Source organism: Chryseobacterium gotjawalense (assembly GCF_030012525.1).
In the GTDB taxonomy this organism is placed as follows: Bacteria; Bacteroidota; Bacteroidia; order Flavobacteriales; family Weeksellaceae; genus Kaistella; species Kaistella gotjawalense.
Genome location: NZ_CP124855.1, coordinates 1,865,195 through 1,890,073, shown reverse-complemented (window position 1 = coordinate 1,890,073; position 24,879 = coordinate 1,865,195). Strand labels below are relative to the sequence as shown.

At 36.4% G+C, this 24,879-nt stretch carries 17 protein-coding genes and 1 other RNA gene; 17 read left to right on the top strand and 1 reads right to left on the bottom strand.

Annotated elements, in window-relative coordinates:
• Nucleotides 1-167: 167 nt before the first annotated feature.
• The 14 genes from QGN23_RS08590 to QGN23_RS08525 all read left to right on the top strand — a co-directional run bounded on the left by QGN23_RS08590 (nucleotide 168) and on the right by QGN23_RS08525 (nucleotide 21,487).
• A complete protein-coding gene (locus tag QGN23_RS08590) occupies nucleotides 168-2,978 on the top strand; it encodes a SusC/RagA family TonB-linked outer membrane protein (RefSeq protein WP_282903917.1) in 2,811 nt (936 codons plus the stop codon).
• Nucleotides 2,979-2,996: 18 nt separating this feature from the next.
• On the top strand, nucleotides 2,997-4,433 hold the full coding sequence (locus tag QGN23_RS08585) for a RagB/SusD family nutrient uptake outer membrane protein (protein ID WP_282903916.1): 1,437 nt from the start codon (nucleotides 2,997-2,999) through the stop codon (nucleotides 4,431-4,433).
• A gap of 455 nt (nucleotides 4,434-4,888) precedes the next feature.
• Entirely contained in the window at nucleotides 4,889-7,753 is a 2,865-nt protein-coding gene (locus tag QGN23_RS08580; protein WP_282903915.1) for a SusC/RagA family TonB-linked outer membrane protein, read from the top strand.
• Nucleotides 7,754-7,764: 11 nt separating this feature from the next.
• Nucleotides 7,765-8,949 carry a RagB/SusD family nutrient uptake outer membrane protein gene (locus QGN23_RS08575; protein WP_282903914.1) on the top strand — a complete coding sequence of 395 codons (1,185 nt, stop codon included), beginning with the start codon at nucleotides 7,765-7,767 and terminating at the stop codon, nucleotides 8,947-8,949.
• A 209-nt stretch (nucleotides 8,950-9,158) separates the two neighbouring features.
• Nucleotides 9,159-9,461: a hypothetical protein gene (locus QGN23_RS08570; protein ID WP_282903913.1), complete on the top strand. Its 303-nt coding sequence runs from the start codon at nucleotides 9,159-9,161 to the stop codon at nucleotides 9,459-9,461.
• 292 nt (nucleotides 9,462-9,753) lie between these two features.
• The gene (locus QGN23_RS08565; RefSeq protein ID WP_282903912.1) at nucleotides 9,754-11,682 is read left to right on the top strand and encodes a putative porin; all 1,929 of its coding nucleotides are present in this window, start codon (nucleotides 9,754-9,756) and stop codon (nucleotides 11,680-11,682) included.
• Between the two features lie 9 nt (nucleotides 11,683-11,691).
• Nucleotides 11,692-13,278, top strand: a complete 1,587-nt coding sequence (bshC, locus tag QGN23_RS08560; protein WP_282903911.1) for a bacillithiol biosynthesis cysteine-adding enzyme BshC — start codon at nucleotides 11,692-11,694, stop codon at nucleotides 13,276-13,278.
• Between the two features lie 36 nt (nucleotides 13,279-13,314).
• Entirely contained in the window at nucleotides 13,315-15,255 is a 1,941-nt protein-coding gene (locus tag QGN23_RS08555; RefSeq protein ID WP_282903910.1) for an amino acid ABC transporter substrate-binding protein, read from the top strand.
• Between the two features lie 56 nt (nucleotides 15,256-15,311).
• On the top strand, nucleotides 15,312-16,190 hold the full coding sequence (gene fabD / locus QGN23_RS08550; RefSeq protein WP_282903909.1) for an ACP S-malonyltransferase: 879 nt from the start codon (nucleotides 15,312-15,314) through the stop codon (nucleotides 16,188-16,190).
• An 11-nt stretch (nucleotides 16,191-16,201) separates the two neighbouring features.
• Nucleotides 16,202-17,098, top strand: a complete 897-nt coding sequence (locus QGN23_RS08545) for a GYDIA family GHMP kinase (protein WP_282903908.1) — start codon at nucleotides 16,202-16,204, stop codon at nucleotides 17,096-17,098.
• A 128-nt stretch (nucleotides 17,099-17,226) separates the two neighbouring features.
• A complete protein-coding gene (pckA, locus tag QGN23_RS08540) occupies nucleotides 17,227-18,831 on the top strand; it encodes a phosphoenolpyruvate carboxykinase (ATP) (RefSeq protein ID WP_282903907.1) in 1,605 nt (534 codons plus the stop codon).
• Nucleotides 18,832-19,237: 406 nt separating this feature from the next.
• A complete protein-coding gene (locus QGN23_RS08535; RefSeq protein ID WP_282903906.1) occupies nucleotides 19,238-19,894 on the top strand; it encodes a hypothetical protein in 657 nt (218 codons plus the stop codon).
• Nucleotides 19,895-20,160: 266 nt separating this feature from the next.
• Nucleotides 20,161-20,514: an ISAon1 family transposase N-terminal region protein gene (locus tag QGN23_RS08530; RefSeq protein ID WP_282903875.1), complete on the top strand. Its 354-nt coding sequence runs from the start codon at nucleotides 20,161-20,163 to the stop codon at nucleotides 20,512-20,514.
• A gap of 28 nt (nucleotides 20,515-20,542) precedes the next feature.
• The gene (locus QGN23_RS08525) at nucleotides 20,543-21,487 is read left to right on the top strand and encodes an ISAon1 family transposase (protein WP_282903905.1); all 945 of its coding nucleotides are present in this window, start codon (nucleotides 20,543-20,545) and stop codon (nucleotides 21,485-21,487) included.
• 113 nt (nucleotides 21,488-21,600) lie between these two features.
• Here QGN23_RS08525 and ssrA read toward each other — a convergent pair.
• Nucleotides 21,601-21,999: a transfer-messenger RNA gene (gene ssrA, locus QGN23_RS08520) on the bottom strand.
• Between the two features lie 456 nt (nucleotides 22,000-22,455).
• Between ssrA and QGN23_RS08515 the strand changes: the two genes are divergently transcribed.
• Genes QGN23_RS08515 through QGN23_RS08505 form a run of 3 tightly spaced genes read left to right on the top strand, consistent with a single transcriptional unit; the run spans nucleotide 22,456 to nucleotide 24,781 of the window.
• Nucleotides 22,456-23,253 carry a hypothetical protein gene (locus QGN23_RS08515; RefSeq protein ID WP_282903904.1) on the top strand — a complete coding sequence of 266 codons (798 nt, stop codon included), beginning with the start codon at nucleotides 22,456-22,458 and terminating at the stop codon, nucleotides 23,251-23,253.
• Complete coding sequence (locus tag QGN23_RS08510) at nucleotides 23,253-24,017, top strand: carboxypeptidase-like regulatory domain-containing protein (protein WP_282903903.1); 765 nt, start codon at nucleotides 23,253-23,255, stop codon at nucleotides 24,015-24,017. Before QGN23_RS08515 ends, QGN23_RS08510 begins: the two co-directional genes overlap by 1 nt.
• Nucleotides 24,014-24,781: a carboxypeptidase-like regulatory domain-containing protein gene (locus tag QGN23_RS08505; protein WP_282903902.1), complete on the top strand. Its 768-nt coding sequence runs from the start codon at nucleotides 24,014-24,016 to the stop codon at nucleotides 24,779-24,781. The genes QGN23_RS08510 and QGN23_RS08505 overlap by 4 nt, the downstream gene beginning before the upstream one ends.
• Nucleotides 24,782-24,879: the final 98 nt, after the last annotated feature.

Sequence of the window (24,879 nt, the reverse complement as noted above, 5' to 3'; positions counted from 1 at the left end):
AAAATTATTTAAAGCGTGTGATTTTTGAATAATTAATACATAATATGTTTTTTAATTTTAAAATATTCATGTAAATGAACAGAATTATAGCAGAAAATGAAATTCGCTATTGCTCATGTTAAAACTAATTAACATATTTGCAACTTAAATATTAAAAATGTGTTAATATGAATGTGAAATTAAGAATTCTAAGTGCCGGAGTTTGCTTCTTTATCGGAAGCCAAACACTAATGGCTCAAAAAGACTCTATTAAAACCCAAAATATAGAAGAGGTAGTAATGGTGGGTTTTGGGCAAAAGAAATCAGTGAAAGAGTTGACAGGTTCTGTCGGTACCATCAAACAAGATGCTATTAAGGATATTCCTGTAGCATCTGTAGATAAGATGTTACAAGGTAGGGTATCTGGTGTACAGACAGGTAATGCTTCGGGACAGCCGGGAGGGTTTGCAAGTGTAAGAGTTAGAGGAATCGCTTCAGTAAATGGAGGAGTGAGTCCTATTTATATCGTAGATGGTGTTAGGGTTACTAGTGGTGATTTAACGCGAGGCGCTATTACTGCAAATGCTTTGGCAAATATTAATAGCGATGATATTGAAAGTATCAATGTACTGAAAGATGCTTCTTCTACTGCTGTATATGGTGCAGATGCTGGCGCTGGTGTAATTGTAATTACAACAAAATCGGGAAAAAAAGGAAAACCAAAAATTTCTTTAAATTTTGAGCAGGGAACTAACTCTAGAGCAGTCGAAGGGTTGAAAGGATTAACTACAGATCAATATAGAAGAGTTCTTAGCTATGCTTTCGGTAATTATTATGGAGAAACTCCTGAACAAATTACTGCCGAAATTATCAATGGTGACCTAGGAGCTGCTCCCAAATATATTTTTACTTCCCCTTATAATACGGATTGGAGAGATGTAACAAGCAGGACTGCTTACCAAAATTCTGTCAATGCTTCTATTAGCGGAGGGAATGATAAATTGACTTATTACAATTCTGCAAATTACTTTTTACAGGAAAGTGAATTGAAAGGTTCTGATTTTAAGAGACTTGGATTTACATCGAAGGTAGATTATCAGGCTACTGACCGATTTAAAATAGGGACAGATCTTCAAATGTCTTATGGTAAAATCAATACATTGCCTAATGGTGGGGGATTTGCAAATCCAATATTATTTGAAGTATTTGGTCGTCCTACAGATCCAGGATTTAATCCAGATGGTAGTTATTACCTAGGTGTGAATGGTAGATTAAGTAACAACTTATTTAATCCAGGTTATCTTGCCGAGCATAATTATTTCAGAGCTGAAACTTCTAAAATGTTTGGTAATATTTACGGAGAGTATAAAATTGTGAAGAACCTTAATTATCGTATTAGTTTTGGAACAGAATATATTAATGTAGAAAATAACAGTTATTACAATCCTATTCACGGAGATGGATATGGTGTAAATGGTAGAAAAACTGAATCTATTGAAAGATTCTTTAACTGGAATTTACAGAATGTCTTAGATTATAACTTCAAAATTGGAGAGAAAAATAAATTTGATGTACGATTAATTCAGGAATCATACCAAAGACAGAATCATGCTGTAGGAGCTGGTGCAACCGTAGTAGGTTCTCCTAATCTTCAATCATTATCTAACTTTATTAAACCTGCCTCTTTTTTAGGAGAGAAAGGGAAATCTTCCAGAACAGGTTATGCAGCTGTGTTTAATTATGACTATGACAAATTTTTCTTATTAGACGCTTCGGTAAGAAGAGATGCACTTTCTAATTTTACACCAGGTCAAAAATGGGGTACTTTCTACTCAGTAGGAGCAGGTGTTGATATTGCAAGATTGGACGTTGTTAAAAATATGGATGTAATTTCTCAAATGAAATTTAGAGCTTCTTATGGTAAAGTAGGTAATACTATTGGTAGTACTCCATATTCATTATTTTACTATACAACCAATTATAACGATTTGCCAGCAGCGTCATACAACTATGTTTACAACCCTGACTTGAAATGGGAAACTGTAAAGCCACTGAGTGTAGGTATTGATATGGGCTTCCTTAATGATAGAATTACTTTAACTGCTGAATATTACAATAAGAAAACCGACGATTTGGTATTTAGCGTTCCTTTATCACTATCACAAGGTTTATCTGTAATGGATGTAAATGTAGGTTCACTTCTTAATAAAGGATATGAATTTACTTTGAATGCAGATATTATTAGAAAAGATGACTTTAAATTAAGTATCGGAGGTAACTTCAGTACGCTAGATAATAGTATTACTAAGCTTTACGGTGGTCAGGATATCATTACTGGAAGTACAATTTTGCGTGAAGGTGAAGGTGTAGGTACTTTCTATATGAGAAAATGGGCAGGTGTAGATGCTGCGAACGGAGATCCACTATGGTACGTAAATGGTGTTGATGGTGAAACGACCAATAAATATGCGAATGCACAATTAGCAGTTCAAGGAAATTCGTTCTCCAAAGTTTATGGAGGTGGTAACTTGAATGTAATGTATCATGGCTTCTCATTATCTGTATTGGGAACTTACGGATTTGGTGGTAAAGTATTGAACGATTGGGGTCAATATACACAATCTGATGGGCAGTATACTTATTCATATGCTGGTTCTCAGGATGCTATGGATTTCTGGACTCCTGAAAATCCTAATGCAGCTAATCCGAAACCTGTTTATAATAATGCAAATTCTTCAAACAGAGTTTCAACTAGATTCTTAGCGAAAACTGATTATCTAAGATTAAGTAATATTAGAATTGGATATAAATTTGATGGCAATCTTCTTAAAAGTAGTGGTTTAGCTGGGTTTGAAGTTTATGCACAGGGAAATAATATTTTGACTCATACTTATGACAAAAATTTAAGATTTGACCCTGAAAATAACCTTAACGCTGGTAACAATTTAAACCTTCCGATACAGAAAACTTATTCAGTAGGTTTTAATTTACAATTTTAATTAATTTAAAGAAAAATAATGAAAAATACATTTTTAAAAATAGGATTAGGTGTTCTTTTGGCAGCAACCGCACTTAATTCATGTAGAGACGAATTTGTTGATTCGCAGTTCTTTCAATCAGTTCAGCAGTCACCTTTAAATTCAATAGAGGAATTGGAATCTTTCGTAAGAGGGCAGTATACTACAATGAGATCGTCATCTTATTATGGGGGTGATTTTCTTATGATTCCAGAAGTTAGAAGCGATAATATGTATTCCGACTTTGCAAATGGTGCAGGATATTACCAAACTGTTGCTTCGTATTCAATGGTTTCAAGTGACCAGTATGCGACTAACCCATATCAGGCGATGTATACGGTTTTAGCAAAGTCAAATATCATCATTAATAATCAACCTTCCGGAGCCCTAACATGGAAAGCTTCTCAGGACCCTGCTGCTATTCTTCAGAAAAGTGATTATTTGAAAGGTCAGGCTTATGCTATCAGAGCATTGGTGCTTTTTGACGCTTTGAGGCTTTTCGGTCAGGAATATGCTGGTGGATTATTAGGTGTTGTTGTTCCGACAAAATATGACCCTACTAGTCTTCAGACTAGGTCTACAGTAGCAGCTACAAGAAGTCAAATAGAAGCTGATTTTGATAAAGCAGTTACTTTAATGGCTCCTGCTGCTCTTAACTTGTATGGTGACAAAACTACCGTGAATCTTCTATCTGTTAAAGGACTAATGTCACGTTATTATATTTATAAAGGAGATTTTGCGAAGGTGAGAACGTTAGTGAATGATGTGGTAACTTCTGGTAGATATTCTGTGGTAGGACCAAATGATTATGCGAGAAGTTTTACGCAGGCGAACGCAGCGCAGAACTCTATGTTTGAACTTTCTGTAGGTTCTCTTGCTGATTTAGGAACAACATCAATAGCTTACAAATTACTTCCAGCTCCTAATGGTTATGGTAATATGAAGGTTCTTACAGCAATGAGAGCTAATTATTCTGCTAATGATGTTAGAAGAGATGGTATTACCACTGCTAACGTTTTAAATGGGAAGTATTTAAACGGATTTGATAATATTCACGTTTTGAGATATGAAGAAGTTCTTCTCAATGGAGCGGAGGCTGAATTACAGCCTGGGGGTTCTACTGTTAATGCTTTAAAATATTATAATTTGATTCTTGCTAACAGATTTAAAGCTTCAACAGCAATTCCTGTATTTGTTCCTGCGGTAGCAGTTACTTTGGATGATATCTATATGGAAAGAAGAAAAGAACTTATTGGTGAAGGTTTCGGTTATTGGGATCTTTTAAGATTAGGTAAGCCGGTAACTCAAAGAAGTAGCTCAGGTGTCGCAGGAACGGTTAGAACAGTAGGTAATAACTTACTAGCTTTCCCAATTCCTAGAGCGGAGCTGAATGTTCCGGGCACATTGGTAGTTCCTAATCCAGGATATGCAAACTAAATCAGATAATTAAAAAACGAAGGAGTGGCCTCAAATAAAATTTGAGAAGGCTTTTATACGAATCTTAGATTTTTTTCAGCACGAAACCGCCAGCAATGGCGGTTTCTTTGTTTTAAATGGCGAAATATATCTACTTGAAAGGGTTGTAGTTAGTAGGACTTCGGAAGTTTGCTGTTCAGATAAAAAATCTTTTTTTGAGGTATTTTACCATAATGAAATTAAGTTTTTTAAAATAATTGCGTATTTTATTTTTCACAATCAAATTTAAATAACGTTAGGTTATTGTAAATTATTAATGCGTTTTATTGGGTATACTAAATCATGTTGGTTAATGTATTGGGTTAAGTGTAATTTTATTGATTATGTAAAATGTTGTTAATCACATGTCTAGCTTGTTTATCCTAAATATAATTAACATATTTGCACCTTAAATATTAAAAAGTGTTAATATGACAATGAAGTTAAGAGTTTTAACCGTAGGTGTTCTGTTTTTTACAGGCCAAGCGGTAATGGCGCAGAAAGATACGCTAAAGACGCACAATATTGATGAGGTTGTACTTGTTGGATATGGAGCGCAAAAGAAGTCCGATGTTACTGGCGCAATTGCAACAGTAAAGAGCGATGTTTTACAAGAACAGCCAGTTGCTTCAGTTGAGCAGGCTCTCCAGGGAAAGGCTTCTGGAGTTCAGGTGGTAAGTACAGGTGGTAGAGCTGGTAATAATACCAAAATTAGTATTAGAGGAAATGGATCATTAAGTGCTTCCAATAATCCTTTGTTTATTATAGATGGCGTTCCACAGGAAAACTTAGGGAATTTATCTCCTGAAGATATTGTAAGTATGCAGATCTTAAAAGATGCAGCATCAAGCGCAATTTATGGATCGCGTGCGTCTAATGGTGTTGTTATTGTAGAAACCAAGTCGGGGAAATATAATAGCAAACCTTCGGTAACTTTCAATACTTCTTATGGTATTCAGGAAATTATTAAAAGACCTGATTTGTTAAACGGAGATCAGTATAAGCAAGTTCATGATGTTGCAAGACAAAATTACTTGAATGACATTGCGAACGGAACATTGTCTAATCCTGCAGCCGGTTCTGTAGGTCAATCAGCATTGAATAATCCAATGGCGGCTACGGGCATCAATACAAACTGGTTGGATCAAGTTCTTAGAACTGGAGCAATTACGAATAACCAAATTGGTTTTACCGCAGGTAATGAAAATTCTAAAGTGTATTTGTCACTTTCAAACGTAAGTCAGGAAGGTATTATCAATAAAGATGAATATCAAGTGACCAGAGTAAGATTGAATGTTGAGCAAAAGATGTCAGATAAATTTAAAATCGGCATTAACTCATATTATACTCAGTCAGATGCGACGCCAATCGTTGATGATAATAATACGTATCAACCATATAGCAATGCCGTTGTAGCTGCCCCAAACAAAGCTCCATATACTGCGGACGGCAAGATCAACAGGAATATGAGTACTAATAATCCGCTATTTGCTTTCGAAAGAGTTGTAAGTGATAAATGGCAGAGAGTTGGAGCTAACTTTTTTGCAACCTATAATCCGATAAAGGATTTAACTTTAAAAACTTCCATCAGCGGGAATCTTTCTGTGAACAGATACAACAGATATGATGCACCCAATACTAGAAGAGGTGAAAATGCCGGAGTTCCATGGGGGTATGGTTATTACAGTACGCAGAATAATAGAGACTATCTAATTGAAAATACCGCAACATATAATAAGAAATTTGCTGATGGTAAATTGAATGTAAATGTTATTGCTGGACAGTCATTTCAGAACTGGCAATATGAAGACTCTTATGTACAAGGTGAAAACTTTCCGTCAAGTAACCTACAATGGTTGGTTTCTGCAGCCACCATTAATGGAGGTAGAGCATATATGAATGAAATGTCTCTGGCATCTTTCTTCGGTAGAGCACAGTTTAGTTGGGATAACCGATATAACTTAATGTTATCAACAAGATATGATGGTTCCTCAAAATTTGCGAAAGGAAATAAGTGGGGTAACTTCCCGGCAGCATCAATTGGTTGGACAGCATCTAATGAAGCTTTCTTCAATGTTCCTGTAATTAATGAACTTAAGTTTAGAGCTTCTTATGGTTTTACCGGTAATCAAACAGGAATTCCGTTCTCAGCTGGTTTGCCTCTGATTAGTAGTGGACAAAATCACAACCAAAATCCGGGAATGGCGGTTACGGATTTGTTTAATCCAACGTTGAAATGGGAAAAAGGGGAATCTATGGATGTGGGTATGGATTTATCAATGTTTAACAGAAGAATGAACTTATCTGTTGACTTATACGATAAAACAACCAATGATCTTTTATATAGAGTACCTGTGAATCAAGAAACAGGTTATCTTAATATGCTAAGCAATATTGGTTCTATCAATAATAAAGGAATAGAAGTTACTTTAGATACGAAATTGATCAAAGGAGATAAGTTTACTTGGGATTTGGGAGCTAACTTTTCTTACAATAAAAATGTTGTAGAGTCTATTGGTACAAAAACAGGGCAGTTTTCTACAGGATTTGCATCTATTGTAAAAGAAGGTGAGCCTTTAGGATCATTCTACTTAATTGAAGCTTTAGGAGTTGCAAATGAAAAGTATGAGTACAAAGATAAAAACGGAAAAGTAACGAAAGTTGTTCAGGCTGGAGATATGATTTACAATGATATCAACGGTGATGGTATCATTGACAGTAATGACAGAAAGGTATTCAACGGAGGGATTGCGCCAATGTATGGTGGTATTAGTACCAGAATATCTTATGGTATGATTGATTTATCTGCGAATGCGCAATATTCTATTGGGAAAAAAGTGTACGCAATGTATAAAGAAGATCAAGTAGGAGGTGCTGCAGTGGGATATCCGTCGTTTTCAGAGAACATGCTGACAGAGCAAATGAATTACTGGACTCCTGAAAACATGAATACTAATGTACCAAGACCACACTATGCGAGTGTAATTTCTGCTTGGAATAATCAAAGATCAACTAGATTTCTAGAAGATGCAGATTACCTTAGAATTACAGATATTACTTTAGGAGTAAACCTTTCTAAAGAACAATTAGGGTTTATCAAATCAATGAGAGTTTATGCTCAAGTTAGAAATCCTTTTACCTTCACAAAATACTCAGGTGTTGACCCCGAAACTTATTATGTAGATCAGTCACTAAGCGGTAGTCAGACAGCGGCAGATACTTCTAAGATTTCATCAGGTGTAGACATGAACGGTATTCCTAATGTGAAAGTATACAGTTTAGGAATGAATATTAACTTCTAAGAATTAAAACAATGAAAAAACTAAGTATATTATTATTTGCATGCAGTTTATTTTTAACCTCATGTAACAGAGCGTTGGAAGCGGAATCTGTTGCGTCACTTGATGCAAACTCAACACTTTCGACAGAGGATGTTGACAAATTATTGACAGGAGCTTATAAAAGAATTATGGAGCCGAGTGGTTATCCTTATTTCAGCATTATGGCTACTGAAGTTATGGCAGACAATTATAAGCCGGTTAAATTTCAATTCATTCAGCTTCAGTATTTATTCGAACATGTAGTACCTCCGGGAGATATTTTATTAAGTTATTATTATAAAGACTTTTATACAGCGATCTCAAGAGCGAATACTATTATTAAAGTACCTTCTTCTTCAGCTTCACAAATTGGTAAAGCTAAATATGTAAGAGCGCTTTCATACTTAAGACTTTATGACTTGTATGAAGGAGTTCCTATTGTTGATGAAAATACGGCTCCTGGTCCCATTGCAGTAAGCTCAGGTGCGGACGTGTTAGATTTTATTATTGCAGATTTAAAAGCAGCAAAAGGAAGTATTGAGCCATTCAATGCATCTAACGCTTCTTTAGTTCAGTTAACACCAACCAAGGAAGCTGCTCAAGCTCTTTTGGCCAGAGTTTTAAGAATAAAAGGAGATATTAACGCTGCAGGTGTAGAAGCTGAGGAACTGATTAAAAGTGGAAAATTTAGCATTGCTAATAATCCTAAAGAGAATGCATCGGAAGTGATTTTAAAATTCGCTGGTAATAAAGCTGAAGAGAATGGATCTTGGGGATGGATAATGAGTTACGATGCCAGCACATGGAACTGTTTCGCGGCTTCAGATGATTTGTTAGCTTTGTTAGGAGCAAATGACACGAGAAAAACCATGTTCGATATCGCAGAAGCACCATCTACTGGAGGTTTTGTTTTCTCCAATAAATATAGTCCAAATGATGACTCTGACCTCTTAATTTCTAGAATTCCCGAAATGTATTTAATTTCTGCAGAGGCGGGAAATAAAAATAGATTAGCAGAATTACAGAATGTAAGAAAATCAAATCTTTCATTAGATAATGAGAGAAGAGTTGAGTTATCTTTCGAATGGGTAAGATGGCAAGACTTGAAACTTAAAGGTGAAAAATATAAATTACCTTTCCCTCAAGGAGCAATGGATGCTAATGATTTATTGCATTAATTAATGATAATTGACTTTTATGTCAATTGTAAGACTAATCAGAATAGAAATCTTTCTATTCTGATTTTTTTTTAAGCTTCATTATGTAGAAAATCCTGGCAGTTTATTACGCCAACAAAGAAGAAGGTTTAAAAATTGAATTCAAAGATGTAAAGAGAACCTACCAAATTCTTAACTATTCCTTCGACTCCAAAAGTAGATTTGGATACTTGATTCTGCTCGCTGAGAATCCAAAATATTCTTTATACAAAAGAGAAAAAGTGGAATTATTAAAAGGCGAGAAAAGCCCAAATGCCTATAGTAAAGATGCGAATGATTATTATGCAAAAGAAAGAGATCTGTATTTGGTCAAGAAAGAAAATGAATTCTTTAAATTTCCTAAAAACAGCAAAGAGTTCATTGCGCGGTTTGAAACCGATGGACCGAAATTTGAAAAATTTGTTAAAGGTAATAAACTGATATTCTCTAAAGAAAACGATATGATCAAAATGATGGAATTTCTTAATCAGTAGGATTACTGTTCAAAAATAAGACCAGGATTTTGCAGTGGCCACTGAAAAAACACCACTTTTTTGAACGGTCTTATCTAGCAGTTATTTGCGAAAACAATGTTATATTTGCCATGAGAGGGAGGGGTTTTGTTATGCAACTCAATGATACTTTGAGATACTAAACTTTACCCTCTTTTTTTTACCTTTTTTTCAAAATGTTCAGGACGCTATTGGTTTCAGTATATTGATTATCAAAATCACCTCCCTTTTTTATTTCCTTATATTTCTTACATTTGTACACCAAACAAATAGAATGAGATTCATCCTTTTCTGCATATTTCTTTTTTGCTATAACCTTGATGCACAGATTGTCAACAAAACCGACGCTAATCGTGTGAAACCCGGCGACACCTTAGTTATCGATTCGGGCTTCAAAGATTCACTGAAAATTTTTAAACCAACCATTTACGATTATACCTACAGAACGCAGTTTTCTGAGAAGAAAATCTTTGATACGGTTTTTACCCACGACAAAACTTTTATATTTTCCCAATACAACAACCGGGATAATTTCGGCAAAGTTCAGTTCGCCAATGTCGGTTCAGGATTTAATCCTTTGGTATTTGAAGTAGACACCGAGCAAAACCTGTCGCTGCTTCCCACCAATAAATCTTATTTTATTAAAGGAATTAAGGAGATACGTTACTATGATGTAAAAACACCAACCGCCGCATTTATTTATCATAATTCGGTGCGGAATGGCGCGGTACTGCAATCCACCTACACCCAGAATATTGGCAAAGAATTCAACTTTGCCGTAGAATATACCGGACTTCGCTCACAAGGCCATTATTTAAACTCCTTGGCTTCCAATAATGAAGTCCTGTTTTCCGGACACTACCTTTCTAAAAACGGGAAATACGAAGCCTTTGCGCATTTTATTCATCAGAATGTCAACAATCAGGAGAATGGTGGAATCGCCGATCTGGATTTGTTTCTCAATGGAAATTCTGATTTTAACAACCGCGAAAATCTTCAGGTTAACCTGAGCGGTTCCAATTCACAGTTTGCTTACCGACGGTATTATTTCAGCCATGAATTCAAACCTTTCAATTCCGAAAAGTTTCCGTTTAAAATCCGGCATACCATTTTCAGTCAGACGAATAAATATTATTACAATCAATCTTCGCCGGAGCGCTATTACTTCAGCGATCCTTCGGAATTGTTTGATTATCCAGCCTCTTCAAAAAAATATTCAACAAATTTGAGCAATACGGTAAGCATCCTGTTTGATAAAGAAAACTTTAAGTTAGATGCAGGAGTTCGCCATCAAATGATCAAACTGGGAGTTGGTACGGCTTTTCCGGCTGCTTTGGGTTTTCCTCAGGAACTTTCGGAAAACAGAATTGGTGCCGTTGGAAATTTGGTGGTGAAACTTTGGGATAAAATAGCACTAAATTCAAATCTGGAATTCTCCACCGGAAAAGAATTCGGCAGTTTTGTCCGTTCTCAAAACGTGGTTCGGTTTGAACCCATTCCCGATTATTTTGTAAATGCTAAAGTGAACTTTCAGTCGGCTTCACCAAGTTTTAATTTGCTGCTCAATCCTTCGGTTTATAAAAAATTTAATTATTATTTTGCAGACCCGAAAAATCAAAGCATTACCGAAATTGGTGGTGACCTGAATTTAAAATGGTTTAAAAGCAGCGTTTTTGCCAATTATTTCAGAATCGATAATTATGCTTATTTGAATGCAGAAGCGCTGCCACAGCAGAGTTCTTCCTCAGTGAATATTTCACAGATCGGTGGCGAAGCAACATTTTCTTATGGTAAATTCCATCTCAATCCGAAAGTGCTTTTCCAAGGTGCCATCGGAAACAAAGATCTTTTGCCGATGCCTAATTTCGTAGGAAGAGCCAATCTTTTTTACCAAACCAAAGCCTTTAAAAACGCTGCCGAAATTCAAGCCGGAGTTAAAGTTTATTATTTTTCCAAGTTTGCCTCGCGTGAATTTTTCCCGGTGTTGAATGAATTTATTTTGCCTAATGAAAATTCGTACGCGATTGGTGGCCAGCCAATTGCCGATGTTTATTTTAATATGAAAGTGAAAAGAATGTTTTTCTTCATCGAAGCGCAGCACCTCAATACTACCTTTATGAAGAATAAGTCATTTACCGCACCTTATTATCCGTTGTATGATTTCCGGTTGAATCTTGGAATCGTATGGTATCTTTTTAGCTAATAAGAAATTTTGAAAAAATTAACCAACATCCCGTTTGTAGAAATTGAAAGCATCCCTTTGTTGATCAAAGATTTTCTGACGCAAAAAATTCCCGGCTTCGAAGCAAAGTTTTTTAACCTCGAAAATATCGAAAAACAGGTTCACATAAAACGCCAGTCTTTTTCCGAAGACAAAAGAAAAGTACTTTGTGAGGTTTTGCAGAATCAATATGCAGATTTTGAGCAATCAGAAAATCAGCAATCCAATCTCGAGAAGTTAGAGTTATCAGAAACTTTTACGGTAACCACGGGGCATCAGCTGAATCTTTTTACAGGACCCGTTTTCTTCATTTATAAAATTTTGCAGACGATAAAACTGGCTGAGTTTTTAAATGAAAAGTTTCAGACTACCTATTTTGTTCCCCTTTTTTGGCTGGCTTCGGAAGATCATGATTTCGAAGAAATTAATCATTTCAAAACAGAAAATCATTATTACGAAACCAAGGCAAAGTCAGGTGGCGCAGTCGGCAGAATTACGGTGGAAGATGACTTTTTCATTTCTCAATTTGAAGAAGAATTTAAAGATTCGGTTTTCGGGACTGAACTGATTTTATTGTTAAAGCGCGCTTATAAAAAGGGAAATACGCTTTCACAAGCAACCAGAATAATTGTACATGAGCTTTTTGCGGATTATGGTTTATTGATTATCGATGGAGATGGAGCGAAATTGAAAACGGAAATGAAGACGCTTTTCAAAAACGAATTAGTCCATCAGGATTTATTTGAAACCACAAAAAATACCGTTGATTTCTTAAGCGAAAAATACGGGAAAGTACAGGTCAATCCGCGCGAAATCAATCTGTTTTATCTTTCAGAAACACGGGACAGGATTGCTTTTGAACAGGACCAATTTGTTCTCGCTGATAAAGACAGATCTTTTAGTAAAGAGGAAATTTTAAACGAATTAGAAAATCATCCGGAACGGTTCAGTCCGAATGCTTTGATGCGACCGGTTTATCAGGAAACCATTTTGCCGAATATTGCCTACATCGGGGGGAATGCTGAAATCATGTATTGGCTGGAACTGCGGGATTATTTTGGAAAACTCGGTCTTCCTTTCCCTATCCTTATTCCAAGAAATTCAATGTTGATGATTGCTGAAAAAACGGTTTCAAAGGCTGAAAACTTAGATGTAAAAATTAATGATTTTTTCAAAAATTTTGCAGCCGTTACCAATCATATTTTATTAAACGACAATGAAATTCTACCCCTGTTAAATCAACAGGAAACACAATTAAAAGACCAGTTCGTCCGTTTGAAAGCAAAAGCAGGATCAACGGAGAAAACCTTTGCGAATCTCGTGGAAGCAGAACAAACCCGACAGTTGAAATCTTTTGACCGAATGAGAAAAAGACTGCTGCGTGCCGAGAAAATCAAACAAAGTGAAAAACTCGAGCGCTTAGAAAATTTATTTCTCAAGATCCATCCGGGAAACACCTGGCAGGAAAGAACTTATAATTTCTCTGTCTTTTACTCAGACTTTGGCAATGAGTGGCTTCATAATTGTTATGACGCATTGGAGGTTGAAAACTCAGAATTAATAATTTTTACTATTTAATTTTAAAGCAGTATTTTTGTAAATATTTTCTACAAGATGATCAAAAAGTTTTTTATTTTAGCTGGTCTCACAGCAATAGCAGGTTTGTCTGCCCAGAAAACCCATACTGTGGTGAAGGGAGATACTCCTTATAATATCGCGAAAAGATACAGCATGACCGTTGATGATTTGGTGAAATTAAATCCCAGTTCAAAAGACGGTAAAGTGTCGGTTGGCGATATTTTGCTGATCAACAGGTCGGCCGCAACTGCCGTTTCTACACCGCAAAAAGCTGCATCATCTGTCGGTAAATTAGGAAAAATTATCCTAAAACCGAAGCAAACCGTTTACGGAATTACCAAGCAATATCAGATTTCCGAAACGGAGTTAAGAAACTTGAATCCTGAACTGGATTCCCACCTGAAAATCGGTGACGAAGTAACTTTACCATTAGCCAATATTCAGAAATTTGGTGACGCTCAACAAGCTGCTGTTGCAGTAGCTGCACCTGCAAAAACGGTTTCACAACCAGATCCCGAACCTGCAAAAACACCTGCAGCCGTGACAGTTGAGGTAAAAGACGAAAACGCTTATACCGTTCAGCCAAAAGACAATTACTATAAATTATCCCGCAAATTTAATTTAAATCAAAAAGAACTTTTCGCACTGAATCCAGGTTTAGAAGAAAAGGGACTGCAGCCTGGTGATGTTATTCAGGTAAAAGGAATGGGATCTTCTGAGCAAGCGAAGTCAGAAGTACAAACGGTGGCCGTTTCACAGAGTGCTTCCCCGTCCACTTATTCTACAACATCGGTTGCAGATGATTATGTAACGTATACCGTTCAGGCAGGCGATACCGTATTCGGGATTTTAAATAAATTCGGAATCACGCTGGATGATTTATTGTCTTTGAACCCGAACTTATCGCAAGGTTTGAAATCCGGAATGGTTTTGAAAATTAAGAAATTGGATTCTGCCTATGTTAAGAAATCCGGAAATGCGCTGAATGTGGTAATTATGCTTCCTTTTGGTTTTGACAGCAATGATTCGAAATACAGAACTTTGTCTCTGGACTTTCTGGCCGGCGCAAAATTAGCCATTGAACAAAATACAAAAAGCGGTAAAAATCTGGATATCAAGATAATTGATGCCGGAAGCGAGAAAAGTTTTATAAATTCTTTAACGCAGATCAATAGAGATAATACTGATTTAATTATCGGCCCGTTTTTTAAGTCAAATGTTTTGCAGGTTCTGGATTATGTTAAAAGCAGCAAAATACCTGTGGTAGCACCTTTCGCCAATTCAGAAGATCTGTTGTCTTACCAGAATCTGATTATTATTGAAACCAGTGATTTCGTGTATGCAGACCGGATTGTGAAGGAAGTAAAAGATGCCTTCTCCGATCAGAAAATCTATATCGTTGCAGACGCAGATCAAACCTATGCAAAGTATCTGGAAACCAATCTGAAAAAGAATTTAAAAAACGCAAATGTTATTTTGGTAAAATCGGCCGCCGATATTCAGCCTGATCAAAATATGATGACCGGTAAACCCGCGCCTGTTATTGCCATTTTAGCAAATAAAAATGATGAAGCCGGAGATGCATTTGCCAACAGAATGATTGTTCTTTCCAAAGAAGTCGTTGGACTGAAATCTTTCAGCATGTACTATTCTCCAATGTTTGAGAAAAAGGTAGATGAATTGAGCCAAAGTAATCTGGTGTATTTAATGGACCGGAAAATAGATACCGACGGCGTTTTCGAAAAACAAATTCTGGAAGCTTACAAAAAGAAATATTGTAAAACTCCTTCAAAATACGCGGTCATCGGGTTTGATGTCGTCAATGATATGTTGAGCCGCGAGAATAAAAAAGGAGAAATTTTCAAACAAATGAATAAAGTGCAAACACAGTTGGCTACAAAGTTTGAATTTGAAAAGACAAAAAACGGAGCATACGTCAACAAAGGATACCGCGTGATACGGCTGATTCCTAATTAATAAAAAACACTGGTGATAAAAATTATTTTAAGCCAAATATATCTGTAAATAACTTTATGAAAGCACTTGTATTTCCTGGACAAGGTTCACAATATGTCGGGATGGGAAAAGAATTATATGAATCCCGTAAAGACATCAAGGATTTGATGGATTCCGCCAATAAAATTTTAGGATTCGATATTCTTTCGGTCATGTTTAACGGCACAGAAGAAGATCTGAAAAAAACCGAAGTTACGCAGCCTGCGATATTCATCTACTCGGTTGCTGCCCTGAAAACTGCCCTGAACGGTGTCGCACCGGAAATGGTTGCCGGCCATTCTTTGGGCGAATTTTCTGCGTTAGTGGCCAACGGAGTTTTAAGTTTTGAAGACGGTTTGAAGTTGGTTTCTACGCGTGCAAAAGCAATGCAGGAAGCGTGTGACGCCAACCCAAGTTCCATGGCAGCGATCCTCGGTCTTGCTGATGATGTTGTAGAAAGAATCTGCGAAGAAACTCCCGGAATCGTGGTTCCTGCCAATTACAACTGTCCTGGACAATTGGTGATTTCAGGCGAAACCGCAGCGGTAGAACTGGCTTGCCAAAACATGAAAAATGCGGGTGCAAAACGCGCCTTAATGCTTCCTGTAAACGGCGCTTTTCACTCTCCTTTGATGCAGCCCGCACAGGAAAAATTAGCTGAAGCCATTCACAATACCAAGTTCTATAAGCCGACAATGCCGGTTTACCAAAACATCACTACAACCGCAGTGACTGATCCTGAAGAAATTAAACTTAATCTGATCGCACAGTTAACGGGACCGGTAAAATGGACTCAGTCTGTACAGAATATGATTCAGAGAGGGGCGACTTCTTTCGTGGAAGTGGGTCCTGGAAAAACTTTGCAGGGATTAATTAAAAAAATTAATAATACCGTAGAAGTTTCTTCTGCCATTTAAAAAATACGGGTATGATTTTTTCCCATGGAAAATTATTGCTCACCTCTGAATATGTCGTCCTCGATGGCGCCTTGGCTCTTGCTCTTCCTACAAAATGGGGGCAGGAGTTTTTTGTTTCAGAAAACCCCGATGGAAAATCTTTAGTTCATTGGACAGCACTTCATCAGGGGAAACCTTGGTTGAAGTTGACGATGAATTATCGTACTGGAACCATTCTCAATACGAATATTCCCGGGTCAGCGGAATTTATTTTAAAGGTTTTAATGAAAGTTAAAGCACTTTCCGATTCTCAATTAAAAAGTGACACTTCTTATTCAATAAAGACGGATTTACAGTTTCCTGCGAATTTCGGTTTGGGGAGCAGTTCTACTTTAATGAATAATTTGGCGCAATGGGCAGCAGTCGACGCTTTCAGACTCAATGAATCCTGTTTGGGAGGAAGCGGTTATGATATTGCTGTGGCACAGGAAAAGTCTGCGATTCTCTACCAAAATCAACCTGAAAGGATTATTCAGAAAATCGATTTTGATCCCGTTTTTAAAAAGGATTTAATTTTCATTCATCTCAATCAAAAGCAAAACAGCCGGGAAGGCATTAATCTCTATCGGTCCAGAGAAAAATCAGCTGAACTCATTGAAGAATTTTCGCAAATTACCCGTCAGGTTTTAGAAGCGAAGTCTTTAGAAAATTTTTCAGAATTAATGGTTCTTCACGAAAATAAATTAAGTGATTTCCTCGGAATTGAAACGGTAAAAGAAAAACATTTCGAAAACTGCCCAAGTTTCGTGAAAAGTTTAGGAGCTTGGGGAGGAGATTTTGTGATGAGTTCAAAGTTTTTAGGTTTTGAGGATTATTTTCGGGGAAAGGGTTTTTCCACTGTCTTTGCGTATGAGGATTTAATTTACTGAAAATCAAGTATTTATCAATTTTAAAATTTCTTGCAGATTCTGATGAATATCATTATTTTTAAAACATCATTAAACCTATTAATGATTAAATTTGTGTTGTAATAAAAAATCAGAAATATAAAGACATTATGAAGAACATTAAAATCATCCAACAACTCCATAATCTCGGGATTACCGGTTACGAAGAAGTATCTTACAATCCGAGCTACGAAGAATTGTACACTGCGGAAATGTCCTGCAAAAATGCGGGTTTCGAAAAAGGTGCAGTGACCAAATCTGGGGCTGTGGCTGTAAAAACCGGTGTCTTTACCGGCCGTTCACCGAAAGACCGTTTTATTGTAAAAGATGATGTAAGCAAAGATACCATTCATTGGGATGGTAAAGTCAACTTGCCAACCACTCCGGAAATTTTTGAAAGTTGTAAAAATTTGGTTTTAAAGCAATTGTCTTCATCAAAAAAAATATATGTGGTTGATGCATTTTGCGGGACCAATCCGGATACAAGACTGAAAGTCCGTTTCATTATGGAGGTTGCATGGCAGGCTCATTTCGTGACCAATATGTTCATCCGTCCTTCTAACTTTGAATTAGAAAATTTCGGCGAGCCGGATTTCATCGTGATGAACGGTTCTAAAACAACCAATCCAAACTGGAAAGAGCAGGGATTGAATTCTGAGAATTTCGTAATGTTCAATCTTACCGACAGGATACAGATTATCGGTGGAACATGGTACGGCGGAGAAATGAAGAAAGGAATGTTTGCCATTATGAACTATTACCTTCCATTAAAAGGAATGGCATCGATGCACTGTTCTGCAAATGTGGGTGAAGAAGGAGATGTTGCTTTGTTCTTCGGTCTTTCAGGAACCGGTAAAACGACGCTTTCTGCAGATCCAAAAAGATATTTGATTGGTGACGATGAGCATGGCTGGGATGACAACGGAGTTTTCAATTTCGAAGGCGGTTGTTATGCAAAAGTAATCGATCTTTCAGAAGAAAAAGAACCGGATATTTTCAAAGCAATCAGAAGAGATTCTTTGTTAGAAAATGTGGTCGTTAATGAATACGGAGAGGCGGATTACACTGATAATTCAATTACCGAAAACACCAGAGTTTCATATCCGATTTATCATATCAGTAAAATTGTATTACCGTCAAAAGCGGGACATGCCAAAAAAATTGTTTATCTGTCAGCAGACGCGTTCGGAGTATTGCCTCCGGTTTCTGTATTAGATGAAGATCAGGCACAATATCATTTCCTTTGTGGATATACCTCAAAATTAGCAGGCACCGAAAGAGGGATTACAGAACCGGAACCATCATTCTCGCCGGCATTTGGTGAGGCATTTTTAACATTGCACCCGACCATGTATTCTAAAACCTTAATCGGGAAAATGAAAGAACACGGTGCGAAAGCTTATTTGGTAAACACCGGCTGGAACGGAACTGGAAAAAGAATCTCTTTGAAAGACACCCGTGCAATCATCGATGCTATTATTGATGGATCAATCGACAATGCAGGAAAAATAACAATTCCTGTAATGAATTTGCAAATCCCTACTGCATTGCCAAATGTTTCAGAAGGAATCCTTGACCCAAGATCAACTTACGCAAGCGCTTCTGAATGGGAGGTTAAAGCGAAAGATCTGGCAGCACGTTACATCAAAAACTTCGAACAATATTGTGATAATGATGAAGCGAGAAGATTAGTAGACGCAGGACCTCAGTTGTAAGAATTGCTGTTTTAATATATGGATTCCCTTAACTTTTGTTGAGGGAATTTTTTTTATCAAAATCCTTTTTTTTATATAGTCGTTAGCATTTGCGGATAGCTTTAAACAACTGCGGAGCCAATAAGTTGGGTTCCCGATTTTCTCTGCTGATTGGTAGTTGAAATTTCGAGCAATTATAATTTCAGATTTTGTTTCTGGTAATTAAGTGGTAAATCTTTTCCATAAGTTTATTAAGACGACCGGAATGGAGGATGGGGTCAATTCTTGCTCTTATTTAAACCACAAATAAAAATTTAAACTAATGAAATATCTATAAAAATATCGGAAATATAAAAAGAGAAAATGCTCTAAAAAGTCATTATTTAGTAAAATTAATAATTTATATTTGTGGTATAAAAATTTAAAAATGAAAAATTTATTTACAATCCTAGGTTTGGTTATGGCTTTTAATGCCTTTGGGCAGAATATACCAAGTTCTTCAGAATTACAATATAGAAGTGTTTATTTATATCCAAATATGGATAAGGTTGTTCAGGGAACACCTTATATTTACCCCGACTATGTGCTTGGTAGAGTCGAAGGTTTTCCAGAATCATATAAGATGCGCTACAATGCTAATATAGATGAGATTAATTTTAAAAAAGGAGATCAGGATTTAGCACTCTTAAAAGATAAACCGTACGGTACTGTTAATTTCAAAGAAACTAATGAGATTATAAAATTAGAACAGTATATCTATAAAAATAATACGATACTTGGTTATTTATTTGTAGTTGCAGACAAAGATAATTTGAAGATCTTTAAAAAATCTACTATTAGTTATTCGCCTTTTGTTGCTGCGAAAAACTCTTATGATATTGATAAGCCAGCTGCTTATAAAAAACTGCCTGATGTTTATTTTATAAAAAAAGGTAATGGTGAAATAGTGGAAATGCCTTCGAACAAAAATAAATTAATAGACATGTTCCCTGAGAAGAAAGAAGCTGTAAATCAGTATTTTAAAAATAATAAAGTGAATTTATCGGACGGTAAGGATTTAAAAAAATTAGCAGAAATTTTATAATACTTTATTGTCTTCTCATTTAAAAACCGGCAGCAGTTTAGGCCATGCGGAATAGCTCGCTTACGGAAGCATGCGCAACATGATTTACAAAGAGTCATTGATTGTAGGCGACCAAAATATTTATTATCTGCTCGCTGTAATAAAGTATTGCTCGTGTTATTTTAGTCCTATTCTTAAAAGTTCTGAATGTTCATAGTGTTTCAGAGAAGAACAAGGGATCAATCCCAAAACTTGGGGAGAAAAGATAAATTTAATAATTTTGTTAGATGCTAAATGAAACAGAAGTCCTCAAATTTTTATTACCTGAATTTTTAATTGACCATTTTGAGATTGTGAAATTCGAAGAAGTAAGTAAAGTGCTACATCTTTATTTTGAAGAAAAAAATACGATTCCAAAGGAGTTTTCTTCTCTTACTTTGCAGTCAAAGGGTTTTCTGCCGGAAATAATGGTAGATGATTTTCCACTGCGCGGAAAGTCCGTGAAACTGCATATCAAACGCCGAAGATGGACGGATGTAAAATCCGCAAACATTATTCAAAGAGACTGGAATCTCATCGCCAAAGGAACTCGCATGACACATGATTTTGCGGAGTTCTTAAAAAAAATCAGCCGATACTAAAGCGCTTCCCTGTAAGACCATAGCAGAAATGTATGGCGTAAATGGAAAGAAATTTCAAAGACAATATAAAAAAAGCATCAGCGATTTTAAAGACTGGGATCAAAAACAACACGCTGAAGACTGGATCTTATATACTGAAAACCTCTCTGACCAGCTTTCTTTAGATGAAGTCGCTCTTTCAGACGGGGAATTATACACCGTTCTTACTTCCAAGAAAGCGAAAGGCAAAAAAGGAAGCATCGTAGCCATTATTAAAGGTACTCAAAGCGATAAAGTCATTGAACAGATTCTGAAAATCAGCAGAAAATTCCGACAGAAAGTTAAAGAGATCACGCTCGACATGGCAGGTTCAATGAAACTCATTGCCAAAAGATGTTTTCCCAATGCCATTCAGGTCATCGACCGTTTTCATGTTCAGAAGCTCGCCACAGAAGCATTGCAAGACCTCAGGATACAACATCGGTGGCAAGCCATTGAATTGGAAAACAACTGTTTGACAGAAGCAAAAGAAAAGAAGAAAACTCCTGAAATTGAAATTTTTGAAAATGGTGATACCAGAAAGCAACTCTTGGCAAGAAGCCGATATTTACTCTACAAGACCAGGGAAAAGTGGACATCAACACAAAATGAAAGAGCACAAATACTGTTCTATCACTATCCTGATTTAGAAAAAGCGTATAATTTATCAGACGGGCTGAGGAAAATTTACAATCAAAATATTCAAAAGTCTGTAGCAATCCTAAAATTAGCACATTGGTTCAAAGAAGTAGAAGAATGTGGGTTTAAATCATTTTCAGTACTCATGAAGACCATTATGAATCATTACAATGACATTCTCAATTATTTTGACCAAAGAAGCACCAATGCGTCGGCCGAATCTTTTAATGCGAAAATAAAAAACTTCAGATTACAACTTCGAGGGGTAAGAGACAAATCATTTTTCCTTTTCAGATTATCCAAAATTTTTGCGTAGTCCCCAAGTTTTGATACTGATCCAGAACAAGTATCAAATGACTTATATGGATGTCAGGTTATTTTGATTTCACAAAAATAACTCACTGATTTTCAGTGAGTTATTTTTGTGAAAAGTGGAGTTGGAGGGATTCGAACCCTCGTCCAAACAAGCAACACATAAGACTTCTACATGCTTATTCTGCAATTGATTTTCGACTGAAAACAGAGCACAGACACCCAATTTTCAACTTAACTTCTTTGGTTTTCGATCCTGAGCCGAAGTTTCTCAGAACTTATTTCCGCATTGCTATGCCTCGAAATCAAACGCCGCAGAACGAAGCATTTGAGAGACATCTTGCCTCCTTACTATCTTCAGGAGAGCGCTGAATCCTACTGTAATTCGGATTAAGCTGCAAGAGCAAACTCTTGGTCGCCAGTTAAAATTTTGTGACAAGGGATTAAAGAGATCGCGTCACGGTTCTCTGCATGCAACCTTACCCATTGATCTTGCTGTCGAAACCAGTCAACCCCAATGTTTATAAGACTGCAAAGATAAGCAAAATTTATTCCAAAATTGTATTATTTTTTATATGTATCCTCCATTCTGAATGGAGGATGTGGGACTTTCCCGCACAGTTAGCTCGAACTTCCGGCGCCTTTTATTTTCCTCACCCCAATTCATTTCGAAGCAGAGGGAGCCACGAAAAAAAAGATCAGCAATCTTTTTAGGAAAGTAGAAGCCTTTCTTCGCAAATTTTTTTTATCGAATTCTAGCAGCTAGTTGTGCATCCAATCTCCAAACTTGTCCTGGAATTAATCCTGTTTCGAAAATTGTGAAAAAATTTCATTATAAATTTTAACAAAAAAGAATTCCACAATTTCTAAAAAAATCATAAAACCCGTTAAAGCGGGTTAAAATTTCCTCTATCTGAAAATAAAAACATCAAACCAACTACATATCAGATTACTTTTACTAAAATATACGGAATGAAAACAAAACTACTTTTTCTTTTATTTTTCACTTGTTCAGTGACGGTCTTTGCGCAAGAATATATTATTGGAAAAGTAAGTTCCGAATTCGATACCGCTTTGCAAAGTGTTGTTATTTTCAATACACGGACCGATGAAAAAGTGTTATCCGATAAAGACGGAAATTTCATGATTGCCGCCAAACGAACCGATGAACTCCGTTTTATAAAAAGTGGTTACGACAGAAACTCTTCTAAAATTTCAGCGCAGAATTTCCTTGCACCTTTAAATATTATCCTGACAAAATCACCTTACGAGATTGCAGAAATTGACCTGACTTTTCAGGCAACCGGAAATTTAAAAAAAGATAGTAAAGCTTTAGATCCGCCAAAGAAAGTGGTCGCTTTAAATTCAGATATGAAATCATATATGAGGACACCGCCGACAGAAGTTGCGCCGAAACTTTCTACTCCATCCGCTTTTGCCGCGCCGAATTATAATGCAGGACAGGTAAATGTTTTAGGGATTGCCTCTGCGGTATTCGGATTAGTCAGGAAGGCAAAAAATCCACCTGTAACCACAGCGAATTATGCGGAAACCCAGGAGTTTTATCGCCGCGTAAAAAACACCCTTGATCTAAGTTTCTATACTTCCCGAGGTTGGGACGAAGAACAAATTGACCACTTTCTCATCTATGCCGATCAAAATTATTCCTTGGCAAAACGGTACCGAAAGAATTTCGATGTTTCCGCCATCGATATGCTCATGAAATTAGCCTACAAAGAATATATCAAAACCCACAAAGTAGGTTCTTAATGGTTCGAATTATTTTATTGTTTGCTCTCTGCTTTTCTGCCTCGCTATTTTCTCAGCAAGTTTCGGGAACGGTAACCGATGAAGAGAAAAGCCCACTTCCTGCAGTTTTGGTTTTTAATATGAAAACCGAACAGAAAACCTATACGAATCTCAATGGTGAATTTACAATCGAAGCTTCTGTAAATAGTGAACTGCGATTTATTCGTCAGGGTTTTGAGCGGCGTTCTAAAGTAATACGGGAGCGGGATTTTACCAATCCTCTTATAGTTTCTATTCTCAGGATTCCGGGAGAAATTGAAGAGGTGAAAATTGCCTATAAACCAATAGGAGATTTAAATAAAGACCTCAAAAATTATGGCGATACAAAATCTGTGAAAAAATTAAAAGGGGAGACCGCAAAGTATATCCGTTCAGAATCTACAGAAGAAGTTTTAGCCCCAAAATCTGGCGAATTTGTTCAGCCAGTCGGACAGGGTTTTTTTATCGGAGGACCCAATTCACAATGGGATGATGTAGATTTTATGCAATTTCTCATCGAAAATTTGGGAAATGATTTTTTTACAGACGATTTACAACTCAACCCATCAGAAATCCAGCCTTTTATTTACTATGTTTTTCAAAACTTTGAGAGAAGAGAAGTCTTGTTTCGTGGTATTTGCACGCAATATGATCTTTCCAGATTTATCAAAGAAGCGATCAGTAAATTAGAAGTTTATCGCAAAAATTTACCGAATGTACCACCCAAAAAAAAGAAAAATAAATGAGGAGAATCTTCGGTATTTTTTGTTTAATATTTTCTTTTTCATCGCTGGTTGCTCAGCAAGTTTCGGGAACGGTAACCGATGAAGAGAAAAACCCACTTCCTGCAGTTTTGGTTTTTAATATGAAAACCGAGAAAAAAGGATACACAGATCTCAACGGTCAATTTACGATTGACGCCGCTGCAAATGATGAATTACGGTTCATCCGACAGGGTTTTCAACGAGGTTCTAGAATCGTGAATTCCCCAGATTTTTATGCTCCATTTACAATCGCCATTATTCGGAGCATTCAGGAAATTGAAGAAGTGAAAATTCCGCCTGTTCGATTGACCGGTGATTTGAATCGAGATGCGGGAAATTTAAGCAAATTTGATAAAGTCGCACAGCTTCAAAGAGAAATCGGCGTTCCGGGACCGCCCGAAAAACCAAGAGAAACACCACCTCCGACACTTGAAAAAGTTGGGATTTTGGCTTTTGCTGCAAGTAATTTAAATCTTAATACTTTATACAAAAATATTTCCGGCGATGGCAGAAGAATGCGACAGCTATATAAGTATGAAGATCTTCAGGATAATATTTCATGGATCAGGGGAAAAGTAGGCGATGAATATTTTATCAAAATGGAAATTCCTGGCGAAAAGATAGCAGAATTCCTTCAGTTTTCAATCGGTATTAAACCTGAAATCAATAAATATATCAAAGCAGGAAATCTCTCAAAAGTACTTTTTATCATAGAAGAAACGCTTCCGCAATATTTAAACAGATAAGCAAACGAGGATTGTTGCCTTAAAATGCTTTTTTTATGCTGAGTTATTTTGTGAAAAAGTAAAATAATTTATTCCTACCTTTAAACTTCATTAAAATC